Genomic DNA, 12,752 nt, shown 5'->3' on the forward strand with positions numbered 1-12,752 from the left:
CTAACAGTGTGTGCATAGTCTCGTGCCGAAGAACCTCGACGCCCTCCAAATGAACATCAGCAGTGCCATGGTGGTAGCCGCCAGGCACTGGCGCAAAATCTGCCAGACCACGCTGGTCAATTATGGAATTTCCGAAGCCTGCGCCGTCCCGCTCTTGATGATCGGGCGTTTGGGTGAGGGTGTGCGTCAGGTGACGGTGGCGCAGGCGGCGGGGATGGAAAGCCCTTCGCTGGTGCGCTTGCTCGATCAGCTTTGTCATTCCGGCTATGTACGGCGTACCGAAGATGCCCATGATCGCCGGGCCAAGTGCCTGAGCCTGACTGAAACCGGGCGGGAGCTGGTACAGGCGGTTGAAGCCGAGTTGGTCCGCTTGCGTCATGAAGTGCTCGAAGGCATCGACCAGAGTGACCTGGAAGCCACGTTGCGGGTGCTTCGGGCGTTCGAAGCGGCGAACGCGCCATCGGTGATTGGCTCGTGAGCGGATTTTTTACCGGCATGCCCCCTGCGCGGGACTGGTTCTACGGGGTTCGCACGTTTGCCGCCTCCATGATCGCGCTCTACATCGCCATGCTCATGCAAATGCCCCGTCCATATTGGGCGATGGCCACGGTGTATATCGTCTCCAGCCCTTTTGTCGGCCCCACCAGTTCCAAGGCGCTATACCGTGCGGTCGGGACTTTTCTCGGTGCCATGGCGGCGGTTTTCTTCGTGCCGATGTTCGTGCAAAGCCCTTACGTACTGGTGGTGGTGATCGCGCTATGGACCGGGACGCTGCTGTTTCTGTCCCTGCACCTGCGTACTGCCAACAGCTATGCCTTGATGCTCGCTGGCTACACCTTGCCGCTGATCGCCTTGCCGGTGGTGGATAACCCGTTGGCGGTGTGGGATGTGGCCGAAGCGCGTACGGAGGAAATTTTCCTCGGTATCGCAGTAGCTGCGGTGGTTGGCGCGATGTTCTGGCCGCGACGGCTGGCGCCGGTGTTCAACGACTCGGTGGGCAAATGGTTTACTGACGCTTCGACTTACAGCCTGCGGTTTCTCAATCGCCAGGTGCAGCCCGATGAAGTCAGTGCCCTGCGGGCCTCGATGGTCGCGACCTTCAACACCCTGGAGCTGATGATCGGCCAGTTGCCCCACGAGGGTGCCCGGCCACAAACCGTGCGCAATACCAAAGAGCTGCGTGGGAGGATGATTCATCTGCTTCCAGTGATTGATGCCTTGGACGATGCGCTGTATGCCCTGGAGCGGCGTACACCCGAGCTGGTGGAGAAATTTGCCCCGTTGCTGGCGGCCACCACCCAATGGCTCGAACACAAGGACGCCGACCTGCAGCGCTGGCAGGCCCTGAAAAACCAACTCGAAGCCCTGCAACCGAACGCCGAGGCGCTGGATGATCGCAGGCAACTGTTGTTCTCCAACGCCATCTATCGCCTAGGTGAATGGATCGACCTGTGGCAGGACTGCCGCAGCCTGCAGCATGCCATTGAGTGCGAAAGCCAGGACAGCTGGCGCGCGGTGTATCGGCACTGGCGCCTGGGCCGGCTCTCGCCGTTCCTGGATCGTGGGCTGATGTTGTATTCGGCGGCATCAACGGTCACTGCGATCATCGTGGCGTCGGTGCTGTGGATCTTGCTCGGCTGGACTGACGGCGGCGCTGCAGTGATTCTCGCGGCCGTGGCTTGCAGCTTCTTTGCCTCGATGGACGACCCGGCGCCGCAGATTTACCGTTTTTTCTTCTGGACGGCGATGTCCGTGGTGTTCGCCAGCCTGTACCTGTTTCTGGTCCTGCCCAACCTGCATGACTTTCCGATGCTGGTGCTGGCGTTCGCGGTCCCGTTCATTTGCATTGGCACCCTGACGGTCAAGCCGCAGTTCTACCTGGGCATGTTGCTGACGCTGGTTAACACCTCGTCGTTCATCAGTATCCAGGGAGCCTATGACGCGGATTTCCTGAGCTTCGCCAACTCCAATCTGGCCGGCCCGGTCGGGCTGCTTTTCGCGTTCGTCTGGACCCTGATTGCCCGGCCATTTGGCGCGGAACTGGCGGCCAAGCGCCTGACCCGGTTCAGCTGGCGCGACATTGTCAGCCTCACCGAACCGGCAACCCTGTCCGAACATCGGCACCTGGGCGTGCAGATGCTCGATCGCCTGATGCAGCACCTGCCGCGGCTGGCGATGACCGGCCAGGACACCGGCATTGCCCTGCGCGAAGTGCGCGTGGCGTTGAACCTGCTCGACTTGCTGGCCTACACGCCACGGGTCACAGGCGTTCCGCAGACGCTGCTGCACCAGGTAGTGGCGGAAGTTGGCGCCTACTTCAAGGCCTGCCTCAAGGCGGACGAACGCTTGCCGGCACCGACGGCCCTGCAGATGACGCTCGATCGTACCCGCCGTGCGCTCACCACCGAGTGTGACGAAGGGGCGCGCCTGCACTTGCTCCACGCCCTGAGCGGGCTGCGCCTGGCACTGTTGCCGGGGGTGGAATTTGTCGGCACGGGCGAACTCGAAGAACCGCTTCCCCATGGCATCGATGGAGCGCCTTTATGATCGGTGATCTGGATATCAGCGGTGTTTTCCTGCCCACGCTGCTGGTGCTGATGGGCATTACTTACGTGATTTTCCTGCTGGTGCACGGGCTGCTGACGCGTCTGCACTTTTACCGTCTGGTCTGGCACCGGGCATTGTTCAACGTGGCTCTCTACGCCTTGCTACTTGGCGCCGTGGACTCACTCAGTCGATACCTGATGACATGAAAAAACCTTTTTTGACCCTCGGTCGCGTGGTGCTGACTCTGCTGATCGTGACCTTCGCCGTCGTCGTCGTCTGGCGCATGGTGATGTACTACATGTTCGCCCCATGGACCCGGGACGGGCACATCCGTGCCGACATCGTGCAGATCGCGCCGGACGTGTCCGGCCTGATTCAGACCGTTGAAGTGCGCGACAACCAATTGGTCAAGCGTGGCCAGGTGCTGTTCAGCATCGACCAGGACCGCTTCAGACTGGCGTTGCGCCAGGCCAAGGCTGCCGTGGCTGATCGTCAGGAAACCCTGGCGCAGGCGCAGCGCGAGCACAAACGTAACCGTGGCCTGGGCAACCTGGTGCCGGGCGAGCAACTGGAAGAAAGCCAGTCCCGGGTCGCCCGCGCCGAAGTCGCCTTGATGGAAGCGCAGGTGGCGGTGGACAGTGCCCAGCTCAACCTGGATCGCTCGACCATCCGCAGCCCGGTGGACGGCTACGTCAACGACCGCGCGCCACGCCATCAGGAATTCGTAACTGCCGGGCGGCCGGTGTTGTCGGTGGTGGACAGCAACTCGTTCCACATTGACGGCTATTTCGAAGAGACCAAACTGGACGGGATTCACGTCGGCCAGAGCGTCGATATCCGGGTGGTGGGTGACCGCGCGCGGTTGCGTGGGCATGTTGAAAGCATCGTTGCCGGTATCGAAGACCGCGACCGCACCAGCGGCAGTAACCTGCTGCCCAACGTCAACCCTGCATTCAGCTGGGTACGGTTGGCCCAGCGGATTCCGGTGCGCATTGCTTTCGATGAGGTGCCTGCGGACTTCCGCATGATCGCCGGGCGTACCGCCACCGTATCGATCATCGAGGATCAGCAACAGGAGCCCGCGCAATGAGCAAGGCTTCGGGTTTGGCGGTGATCGGCCTGGGCATGCTGCTGTCGGCCTGCCAGGTGGTCGGGCCGGATTACCACCTGCCGGACGAAGCCGCCGTGCACCGTGATGATTTCCAGGGCGAGCTGGCGGTGAACGACAAGAACGTCGTTTCCGCGCCCGTGCCCGGTGATTGGTGGCGGTTGTACCAGGATCCGCGCCTGGATCAACTGGTGCAGCAGGCTATGGTCACCAACACCGATCTGCGAGTGGCAGCGGCGAACATTTCCCGGGCCCGGGCACAGGTCGATGAAGCGCAAGCCGCAGGAGGCTGGAGCGGCGGCGTGAAAATCGGCGCTCAGCGTTTGCAGGAGTCCGGCGAAGCATTCCTGCTGGCGGACAAGGTGCCGGTGGCCAATGTGGGCGATATTGGCATCACCACCTCTTATCAATTCGACCTGTTCGGCACCTTGCAGCGCGGTATCGAGGCGGCGAAGGCCAATGCCGATGCGACTCAAGCGGCAGCCGATACTGCACGAATCACCCTGGTGGCCGATGTGGTGCGGGCCTACACCCAGGTGTGCGCGGCCAACGAAGAGCAGAAAATCGCCCAGCACTCCCTGGATCTGCAAGCCCAGGGCACCACGCTGGTACAGCGGCTGCGCGATGCGGGGCGCGGTGATGAAACCCAGGTGACCCGCTCGCAAACCCAATTCAAATCCCTGCGTGCCGAAATGCCGCGCTACGAAGCGGCCCGTCAGGCCGGCTTGTTCCGCCTGTCGATGCTACTCGCCCAGCCAGTGGATCAATTGCCAGCCGGGACGGCGACTTGCGCCGAACTGCCAAAAATCGCCCAGCTGTTACCGGTGGGTGACGGTGCCACGTTGCTCAAGCGCCGCCCCGACGTGCGGCAGGCCGAACGACGCCTCGCGGCTTCCACGGCGGGTATCGGCATCGCCACGGGCGAGCTGTACCCGGACATCAGCATCGGCGCGTCGGTTGGAACCGTCGGCATCCTGGAAAACCTCGGCAAACCGGCGACCAATCGCTGGGGCTTCGGTCCGTTACTGAGCTGGACCGTACCGTCCAACGGCTCGCGTGCACGTATTCGTGAGGCCGAAGCGACCACCCAGGGCGCCCTGGCGCATTTCGATGGGGTAGTGCTCAACGCCATTCGCGAAACCCAGACCGGCCTGGCCCAATACTCCGCGTTGCTGCAACGTCGCGATGCGCTGGCCGAGGCGGAACAATCGGCGCAACAGGCAGCAGACCAGACCCACCGCTTCTTCCAGGCCGGCCGGGCGTCGTTCCTCGCGGACCTGCAAGCCACCCGGACCTACACCGACGTACGGGCGCAGTTGGCCGCCGCGAACACCCAGGTTGCCATGAGCCAGATCGATTTGTTCCTGGCGCTGGGCGGCGGATGGGAAAGCGGACGAACGCAAGGTTCGAACTCCAGCAAACCCTGAGGCCGTTGCTATGCTTTGATTTGTTGGGCTGACGCGCCACGAGCCACGCCAGTCCACTGATCAAGGCTCGCGTTGGTCATGGGGACTAAAATAATGAAAAACCCTTATGCTCCCGGCTTCTGGTGCGCTATAGCCGCACTGGTCCTGCTGTCAGCCACCTATTTCTACGGCATCATGCTGGCCCACCAGATCGACAAGGCCCTGATATTTCTCGACAGTGCCTCGGCGCTGATCGCCGTGCTGTCGATTGTGGTGGTCGCCTGGGCTTCTGTTCAGGGCGCCCGTATCAAGAAAAAACACCTCGAACAAGGCAAGACGCTGGTGCTCATCTGGGACACCAAGGTGGCTTTGCGCCGGGTTGAAACCGTGTTTGACCGCTATTTCTGGGGCAGCTACTGGCAACCCGGCCGCACTTTCCAGGAAGTCATGGGCGAGCTGACCGGCACGCCGCTGGAAAAAAGCCTGGAAACCTTGAAGAAGCAGTGCCTGGCACTGGACAAGCAGGTGTCGGACGAGGAGCGGCATTGGCTAAGCAACGCCCGCGAGCTCTCCGATGTCGCCACCGCCATGGCCCGGGAGCGTTACCAGCTGGACTTCTGCGACCCGCGCGCGGAGGTGACGGGTGGGGCGGTGATCAATCGGGATTTTGAGGTGCTGGTGTATACCTGGACCGCGCGGCTGAAGAGTTTTGACCATCAGCTCGATGAAATTGAAGTGCAGTATTCCTGACATCTGAAATCATCCCGGTGGCCCTCAGGGAACTGTGGCAACTGTGGGATCTCTGACACCTGTAGGAGCAAAGCTTGCTCGCGATAACGGTCCGTCAGCCACGCTGCAGGTGGATGAGCCGGAGTCATCGCGAGCAAGCTTTGCTCCTAAACCTTTAATCATTGGGCCACCCAGTGCGCCCGGTGCTAATCTCCATCGCACTTTCAGCTTAGTCGTGTCCGTAACCCGTCACGGGTTCAGGGAAGACGACACACCTTCAAACAACGGACATTGATCGGGTAATTCATGAATAAATCAGCAGGCGTGCTTCTGGGAATTGTCGTGGCAATCGGTGCAATCAGCGCAGGGGGTGCCTGGTACACCGGCACCAAGCTTGAAGGCGTGCTCAATACCTCGATCGCCGATGCCAACAAGGAGCTGCAAGCCGCGCTGGTAGGTTCCAACGGCACCGCGTCGCTGGAGCTGGTATCGCTGGAGCGCAACATATTCAGCAGCACCGCGCATTACCGCCTCAAGGGTGAAGGCGAGATGTTCGGTGAAGCCCCGGTGGAGTTACTGTTCGTCGACCACATCGAGCACGGCCCTCTGCCATTCTCCCGCCTCGTATCGCTGAAGTGGCTGCCAGTCATGGCCACCAGTCACTACGAACTGGAAAAAACCCCACTCACCGCCAAATGGTTCGCCGCTGCCAAGGACAAATCCCCGCTCACCGGCGTGGTCAACATCGGCTACGACAAATCCACCAACGGTAACCTCCAGTTGCTGCCGCTGGACGTCGCCCTTGACGACAAGTCCCAGCTGAAATTTTCCGGATTGAACGTCGACGTCGATGCCAGCGCCCAGGCGCAAAAGGTCAAGGCCAACGGTTACATGGACAGCCTGACCCTCACGACCGTGGCTGAGGACCTGACGCCGGTTAAAGTCGAACTCGGCGGCCTGACCTTCGCCAGCAACCTGACCAAGGGTACCTACGGGTATTACGTCGGCGAAAACACCGTCGAGCTGACCGACAACAAGACCACCTTCGGCGCCGGCCAGTCAGTATTAGGCCTGAAGAAGTTTGAAATGAAGAACCAGACCGAAGAATCGGGCACCAGCGCTTCAGGCCGTGCCGATTACAAGGTGGGCGAGGTGTCGCTGAACGGCAAGACCATCGGCTCCGCGCAGATGGCCATGAGCCTGAAGAACCTGGACATTCCGGCGACCATGTCGTTGATGCAGGTTTACCAGACCAAACTGCAACCTTACGAGAAGGCCGCGGCTGAAGCGGCAGCAGCAGGTCTGCCGGCGCCGGAGCTGGTGCTGACCCCTGCCGAAGAGGCCCAGGTAAAAACCGGCCTGGAAAAACTGCTGGCCGCCGGGCCGCAGGTTGCGCTGGAAAACCTCTCGCTGAAAACCGCCAACGGCGAAAGCAAGGCCAACCTGGTGCTCGACCTGACCAAGCCGAAATCGATGGACCTGCCGCCGGACCAGTTGACTCAGCAGCTGATCGCCCTGCTGGACCTCAACGTGCAAGTGTCCAAGCCGATGCTGGTTGACCTGTTCAGCGTGCAGTCACAAATCGATGGCCAGACCGATGCCAAGCTGATCGCCGATCAGGCCATGGCCACTGCGGACATGTTCGGCAGCATGGCGGTGGGCAGCGAGTTTGCCAGACTCGATGGCAACAACATCGTCACCAAGCTGCACTACGCCAACAACCTGGTGGAGTTCAATGGCCAGAAGATGACCGTTGAAGAGTTTGTCGGCTTCATCATGAGCAAAATCAGTGCTCCGGTGCCCGTCGAGTAAGGCCAACCGTTGCGCAGAAGCGCTCGGCGTCTGCTTCAGGGCGCCTCGCACTTGCGGATAAAACGCTCCCCTGTAGGCGCTGCCGAAGGCTGCGATCTTTTGACTTTCAACATCAAAAGATCGCAGCCTTCGGCAGCTCCTACGGGAAATTTTGCAGCCAAGAATTCATCGGGCATCGCGAATCAGTCGCCAGGCCTCATCCACGGACAACGGCTGTTTCATACGTTCTGCCAGCATCGCCATCGCCCACTCTTCATCGCACGCAACTGCAGCGGAAACCACTCCGTTTTTACCAAACAGCCCAATAAACGGCGGATGGTAGGGGTCGCCCTTGAACTCCACCTAGTCCCACGTTTCAGCGTGCCCGAGGTAGTCGTAGTTCTTGCCGAAATGCCAGGTCCAGACGCGTTGCAAGGCCATGATCGCTCTCAAGGCAGGCATTTCCATTAAGACTGGGCGGCCGATCGCGAGGTTCAGCCAAATCCCTCTGCCACGGCGCGAACGGTGCGGCTATAGTTCGCAAGCCGACGTTGGCCCCACCCGCACCAGGTGCTCCGCAATGACCCGATTGACCTCTTTGACCCCTTGGCTGGCGGCCCTTGCAGTTGCCTTCTGCGTACAACTGCCGGCCCAGGCCCATGAGCGTTTCACTGTTAACATCCCGGGCGTCTCCGATGACCGGCTGTTCACTGCCGCGGCCGCCAGCGACGCCGAAGGCTGCGGCGGCCACAACGTTTCCCCGGCACTGAGCTGGAATGCCGGCCCGGCCGGCACCTTGAGCTACGCGATCGTGATGCATGACCCCGACGGGCAAAAAGGCCAGGGCGTCGATCATTGGCTGCATTACGGCATCAAGGCCTCTACCCATCAGATTGCCGAAGGTGCGGGCACCAAGCCCACGCTCGACGGAGTCGGTGGCCTGAACAGCAAGGGCACCAAGGCCTACGTCGGTCCTTGTCCGCCTGTCGGCGACAGCGCCCACCACTACATCATCCAGCTTTACGCCCTGGACCTCGCTCCCGACGCCTTGCCCGCCGGCCTGACGCGTACTCAGTTGCTGGAAAAGATCAAAGGGCATGTGCTGAAGAACAGCAGCGTGGTGCGCCGTTATCACCGCTGAATATTTTTTCCGGTGAGTTAACCCGAACCTGCCGGGCTGCCCGTCTCAAAGGATGAATGGATCATCTTCCTTGAGGTCAGCCCCCATGTCCCTCCCTCTGCATTTCCTCCGCCCGGCCGCCCATGGTTTCGCCGCGGGCCTGCTGCTGGCGATGGCCGGTTGCGGTGTCTCGTCCACGCCAGACTCCGCTTCGATTGCCTCAGCACCCGCGCAGGCTGAGTTGAAGACCGAAGCCTTGGTCATTGGCGATGCTTCCGCGGCCAAGCGCACTGTGCGAGCAGCGCCGCTGGCGACTTTTGCGCCAATGCCAGAAGCATCCCCTGCGGGCTACCAGGACCAGCAGCGCGAGCGGTATCAGGCGCTGGCCGATAACCCGATCCACAGCGTGGCTCAAACGCCGGTCTCAACCTTCAGTGCCGACGTCGATACCGGCGCCTACGCCAATGTCCGGCGCTTGCTCAACCAGGGGCGCCTGCCGCCCGAAGGCGCGGTGCGCCTGGAAGAAATGGTCAACTACTTTCCCTACGACTACGCCTTACCCACCGACGGCTCGCCCTTTGGCGTGACCACGGAGCTGGCGCCAACTCCCTGGAATGCGCACACCCGGTTGCTGCGCATCGGCATTAGGGCCTCGGACCACGCAGTGGCTGACTTGGCCCCGGCGAACCTGGTCTTCCTGGTCGACGTCTCCGGGTCGATGGACCGCCGCGAAGGCCTGCCGCTGGTCAAGAGCACGCTGAAACTGCTGGTCGATCAACTGCGCGATCAGGATCGCGTGTCACTGGTGGTATACGCCGGTGAATCTCGTGTGGTGCTGGAGCCAACTTCCGGACGGGAAAAAGCGAAAATTCGAACAGCCATCGATCAGTTATCGGCGGGCGGCTCGACCGCTGGCGCATCAGGCATCGAACTGGCCTACCAGTTGGCACGGCAGGCGTTCATTGCAAAAGGTATCAACCGCATCCTGCTGGCCACGGATGGCGACTTCAACGTCGGCATCAGCGACTTCGACAGCCTCAAGCAAATGGCGGCGGACAAGCGCAAGACCGGTATTTCCCTGACCACAATGGGTTTCGGAGTGGATAACTACAATGAACACCTGATGGAGCAACTGGCCGACGCGGGCGATGGCAACTACGCCTATATCGACAACCTGCGCGAGGCGCGCAAGGTCCTGGTGGACCAGCTCGGTTCAACCCTCGCGGTCGTCGCGAAAAACGTGAAGCTGCAAGTGGAATTTAATCCGGCCCAGGTCAGCGAGTACCGCCTGTTGGGCTATGAAAATCGCGCCTTGAAACGCGAAGATTTCAGCAACGACAAGGTCGACGCTGGCGAAATCGGCGCAGGCCATACGGTAACCGCCCTGTACGAAATTGTTCCAAAGGGGGAGAAGGGTTGGCTGGAGCCGCTGCGCTACAGCCAGGCCGCCAGCATTCATGCCGCCAAGACAACGGAAATGGCCATGCTGCGCGTGCGTTATCAGCTGCCGGAAGGTGGGAATAGTCGCTTGATTGAACGCCCGATCGTTGCAGGCCAAGCCGCAGCCGCCTCTGACGATCTGCGATTCGCCGCAGCCGTGGCAGCTTTTTCCCAGCAGCTGAAGGACGGGCGCTATACCGCCAGCTTCAGTCTGAAAGACACTGAGGCACTGGCCCGTGGCGCCCGGGGCGAAGACCGGTTTGGCCTGCGAGCGGAGTTCGTGCAGTTGGTCGAGCTGGCGCAAAGCCTGCAAACCACCGAACATCAGGCAATGATCCAAGAGACCCACTGACATGACTGCCCCGCCCCCAAGCTCGGCCACCAGCAGCGACGAATCGCTGCTGGCCCGCTACCGCTCAGGCGACAGCGTGGCGTTCGAGATCCTGTACGCCCGCCACCGCCAGGGACTGTACCGATTCCTTCTTGGCCTCAGCGGTAAAGCCGAGCTGGCCGAAGAGGTGTACCAGGACACCTGGCTGAGCCTGATCCGCAGCACCAGCCAGCCACAAGGCCGGGCGAATTTTCGTACATGGTTGTACCAGATTGCCCGCAATCGACTGATCGACCACTGGCGCAAACACGGAATTCGTAACCCTTTGCACGACAGCTATGACGAACAGGTCCACGCCTTGCCTGATGACGCCGCCGACCCTGCGCAATTACTGAGCTTGAGCCGCGACACCCAGCGCCTGGAAACCGCCCTGCAAACCCTGCCGGCGGACCAGCGCGAAGTGTTCCTGCTGCGTGCCCACGGCGATCTCGACTTGCCACAGATCGCCACCCTCACTGAAACACCGCTGGAAACCGTCAAGAGTCGCTTGCGTTACGCCCAGCAAAAACTGCGTCGGCTGCTGGCCGAGGAGGTACTGACATGACTGACGCCCGTAAAGCACCTGAAGAGGAAGTGGTGAAACACTTTCGTGAACAGTCTACCGACGAGCCACCGGCACACCTCGATGCGTTCATCCTCGCCGCAGCGCATCGAGAGACCCCGGCACCCAAGGCAAGCCTCTGGCAGCGGTGGTCGCAAGCCTGCCAAAAGCCGCGCTGGCAAGTCGCATTCGCCAGCCTGGTCGGCGTAGCGCTGATGCTGGCGCTGGTACAACCCGGTCCCGAGCAGGAGCCCGTCCACGACTTCGCGCCAACCCCCAAATCCTCCGCCCCGGCACCTGCAGCGCCGATGGCCGAACTCGCCGCGCCTGCGCAGCGTGAATCCATGCGTGCGCAAATGGCCGACGAAGCCGAAGTCAGCAAACGCATGGCGGCGCCGGCAAAGAGCCTGGATGAGCAGTTGCTTGAGGTGGAACGACTGCAGCAAATCGGTCAGAAACCAGCGGCGGACAAGTTGTTAGAGTCGCTGAAACAACGTTTCCCCAACGAAAACCTCGACGACCGGCTCAAGGAACTGCAGAAAAACCAGCACCGATAACCGTCCGCCATTTGGCAACCAGCCACGAAAGCGCGCACTATCGGGCCATAGCCGATGCGTTGGAGGAAGCCATGGCGAAAAAAATCGACCGCATCGCCCAAATGCTCAACTGCCCGGTGAAGGGAGAGGAACTAAGGCGGGCAGTGACCGAGAGCCGCAAGGAATTCCTGTTGGCTCAGGAGGAGGAGCATGCCTTGGAGGAGGATGACCTTGATGATGGGGTGTTCGAGGATGAGGAGGGGGATGATGAATATGATGAGTTTGATTGGACTACGGAGTGAGGGAGCTGCGGAGTAAACCTGATTCAGGTCGAGACACCACCCACAAAAAAAGCCCCACACCTTAAGGCCTGGGGCTTTTTCGTTTCTACTATGGTGCCCAGGCGTCGTTTGAACTGGAGGCTGTGACGCCCGCTTTATAAGGGTTTGGTACGGGCTTGTTCAGTTTGGCATACAAGAGGGCATACACGACGCTCGCTGCTGGGGTGTTTTCCCCTGTGCTGTCCTTACGCTCAGAGTGCACCAAAACGATGATGACTCGGATTTATCTCATCGGATGAACGGTCTAGTTTTGCCTTATGGTGATTCTGCCGGAATTGACTCGCTTGCCAGGCACGCCACCTTCGAAGATTGATTCGCTTGAAGGATCGGATTTGAGCCAACAGGTGTTTCGAAATTACTGGAGGCGTGCGGTCACTCAGCAGCAATACCAAGATAAGAAGTGCAAAGGCTGTAATCACGGAAAATGATCCTTGCCACAATACGATGCGGCGTTGGTGCTGCTCTTCATTCATCCCTGCTGGTCCTTGCAGCTCGATTGCTGCCACATAACAAGATTGCCACCAATGTAGTTTCTATCGTTGGTGATTACCAACACATAACCCTGTCCTAACCCATCCGGTTTATGAATCCATCCGCAATCCGCCTGACTGAGCGCGCACCCACAATGAGCAAGCCGGCGCCAGCGTCACACTGGGGCATTCACACCACCCTGTTTCGTATCCGCTCCATGAACCCCACATTCAAAGCCACCATCTGATCCCCCGAAGCTATGCTCCCGATTTCTTCATCTGTGGCAATTAGCCCACTTCCTATTTTGCCAGCACAAGAATGGCGAAGCCTG

Annotated in this window: 13 protein-coding genes and 1 pseudogene; 12 read left to right on the plus strand and 2 right to left on the minus strand. The window is 60.6% G+C overall.

What is annotated here, in order from left to right; genetic code table 11:
- Positions 1 to 49: 49 nt before the first annotated feature.
- The 7 genes from IMW75_RS24575 (at position 50) to IMW75_RS24605 (ending at position 7,602) form a co-directional block, all read left to right on the plus strand.
- Positions 50 to 478, plus strand: coding sequence for a MarR family winged helix-turn-helix transcriptional regulator (locus IMW75_RS24575; RefSeq protein ID WP_045059490.1), 429 nt, complete (start codon positions 50 to 52; stop codon positions 476 to 478).
- Positions 475 to 2,547 carry an FUSC family protein gene (locus tag IMW75_RS24580; protein ID WP_045059489.1) on the plus strand — a complete coding sequence of 691 codons (2,073 nt, stop codon included), beginning with the start codon at positions 475 to 477 and terminating at the stop codon, positions 2,545 to 2,547. The genes IMW75_RS24575 and IMW75_RS24580 overlap by 4 nt, the downstream gene beginning before the upstream one ends.
- The gene (locus tag IMW75_RS24585; protein WP_045059488.1) at positions 2,544 to 2,753 is read left to right on the plus strand and encodes a DUF1656 domain-containing protein; all 210 of its coding nucleotides are present in this window, start codon (positions 2,544 to 2,546) and stop codon (positions 2,751 to 2,753) included. The genes IMW75_RS24580 and IMW75_RS24585 overlap by 4 nt, the downstream gene beginning before the upstream one ends.
- Complete coding sequence (locus IMW75_RS24590) at positions 2,750 to 3,637, plus strand: efflux RND transporter periplasmic adaptor subunit (RefSeq protein WP_045059487.1); 888 nt, start codon at positions 2,750 to 2,752, stop codon at positions 3,635 to 3,637. The genes IMW75_RS24585 and IMW75_RS24590 overlap by 4 nt, the downstream gene beginning before the upstream one ends.
- Complete coding sequence (locus IMW75_RS24595) at positions 3,634 to 5,082, plus strand: efflux transporter outer membrane subunit (RefSeq protein WP_205893999.1); 1,449 nt, start codon at positions 3,634 to 3,636, stop codon at positions 5,080 to 5,082. Before IMW75_RS24590 ends, IMW75_RS24595 begins: the two co-directional genes overlap by 4 nt.
- 93 nt (positions 5,083 to 5,175) lie before the next feature.
- Positions 5,176 to 5,811, plus strand: a complete 636-nt coding sequence (locus tag IMW75_RS24600) for a hypothetical protein (RefSeq protein WP_045059485.1) — start codon at positions 5,176 to 5,178, stop codon at positions 5,809 to 5,811.
- A 285-nt stretch (positions 5,812 to 6,096) separates the two neighbouring features.
- Entirely contained in the window at positions 6,097 to 7,602 is a 1,506-nt protein-coding gene (locus IMW75_RS24605; RefSeq protein WP_205894000.1) for a YdgA family protein, read from the plus strand.
- A 165-nt stretch (positions 7,603 to 7,767) separates the two neighbouring features.
- Here IMW75_RS24605 and IMW75_RS24610 read toward each other — a convergent pair.
- A pseudogene (locus tag IMW75_RS24610) lies at positions 7,768 to 8,004 on the minus strand (pyridine nucleotide-disulfide oxidoreductase); the annotation flags it as partial.
- 157 nt (positions 8,005 to 8,161) lie between these two features.
- On the opposite strand from IMW75_RS24610, the gene IMW75_RS24615 reads away from it, so the two are divergent.
- The 5 genes from IMW75_RS24615 to IMW75_RS24635 all read left to right on the plus strand — a co-directional run bounded on the left by IMW75_RS24615 (position 8,162) and on the right by IMW75_RS24635 (position 11,911).
- Positions 8,162 to 8,722, plus strand: coding sequence for a YbhB/YbcL family Raf kinase inhibitor-like protein (locus tag IMW75_RS24615; RefSeq protein ID WP_045059483.1), 561 nt, complete (start codon positions 8,162 to 8,164; stop codon positions 8,720 to 8,722).
- Positions 8,723 to 8,807: 85 nt separating this feature from the next.
- Complete coding sequence (locus tag IMW75_RS24620; protein WP_205894001.1) at positions 8,808 to 10,493, plus strand: vWA domain-containing protein; 1,686 nt, start codon at positions 8,808 to 8,810, stop codon at positions 10,491 to 10,493.
- 1 nt (position 10,494) lies between these two features.
- A complete protein-coding gene (locus IMW75_RS24625; protein WP_205894002.1) occupies positions 10,495 to 11,076 on the plus strand; it encodes an RNA polymerase sigma factor in 582 nt (193 codons plus the stop codon).
- Entirely contained in the window at positions 11,073 to 11,630 is a 558-nt protein-coding gene (locus tag IMW75_RS24630) for a hypothetical protein (protein ID WP_205894003.1), read from the plus strand. Before IMW75_RS24625 ends, IMW75_RS24630 begins: the two co-directional genes overlap by 4 nt.
- Positions 11,631 to 11,641: 11 nt before the next feature.
- Positions 11,642 to 11,911: a hypothetical protein gene (locus IMW75_RS24635; protein WP_237142327.1), complete on the plus strand. Its 270-nt coding sequence runs from the start codon at positions 11,642 to 11,644 to the stop codon at positions 11,909 to 11,911.
- Between the two features lie 230 nt (positions 11,912 to 12,141).
- Here IMW75_RS24635 and IMW75_RS24640 read toward each other — a convergent pair whose 3' ends face one another.
- Positions 12,142 to 12,423 carry a hypothetical protein gene (locus IMW75_RS24640; RefSeq protein ID WP_205894005.1) on the minus strand — a complete coding sequence of 94 codons (282 nt, stop codon included), beginning with the start codon at positions 12,421 to 12,423 and terminating at the stop codon, positions 12,142 to 12,144.
- Between the last annotated feature and the right edge of the window lie 329 nt (positions 12,424 to 12,752).

It is taken from the genome of Pseudomonas gregormendelii, assembly GCF_017114825.1.
GTDB lineage: Bacteria > Pseudomonadota > Gammaproteobacteria > Pseudomonadales > Pseudomonadaceae > Aquipseudomonas > Aquipseudomonas gregormendelii.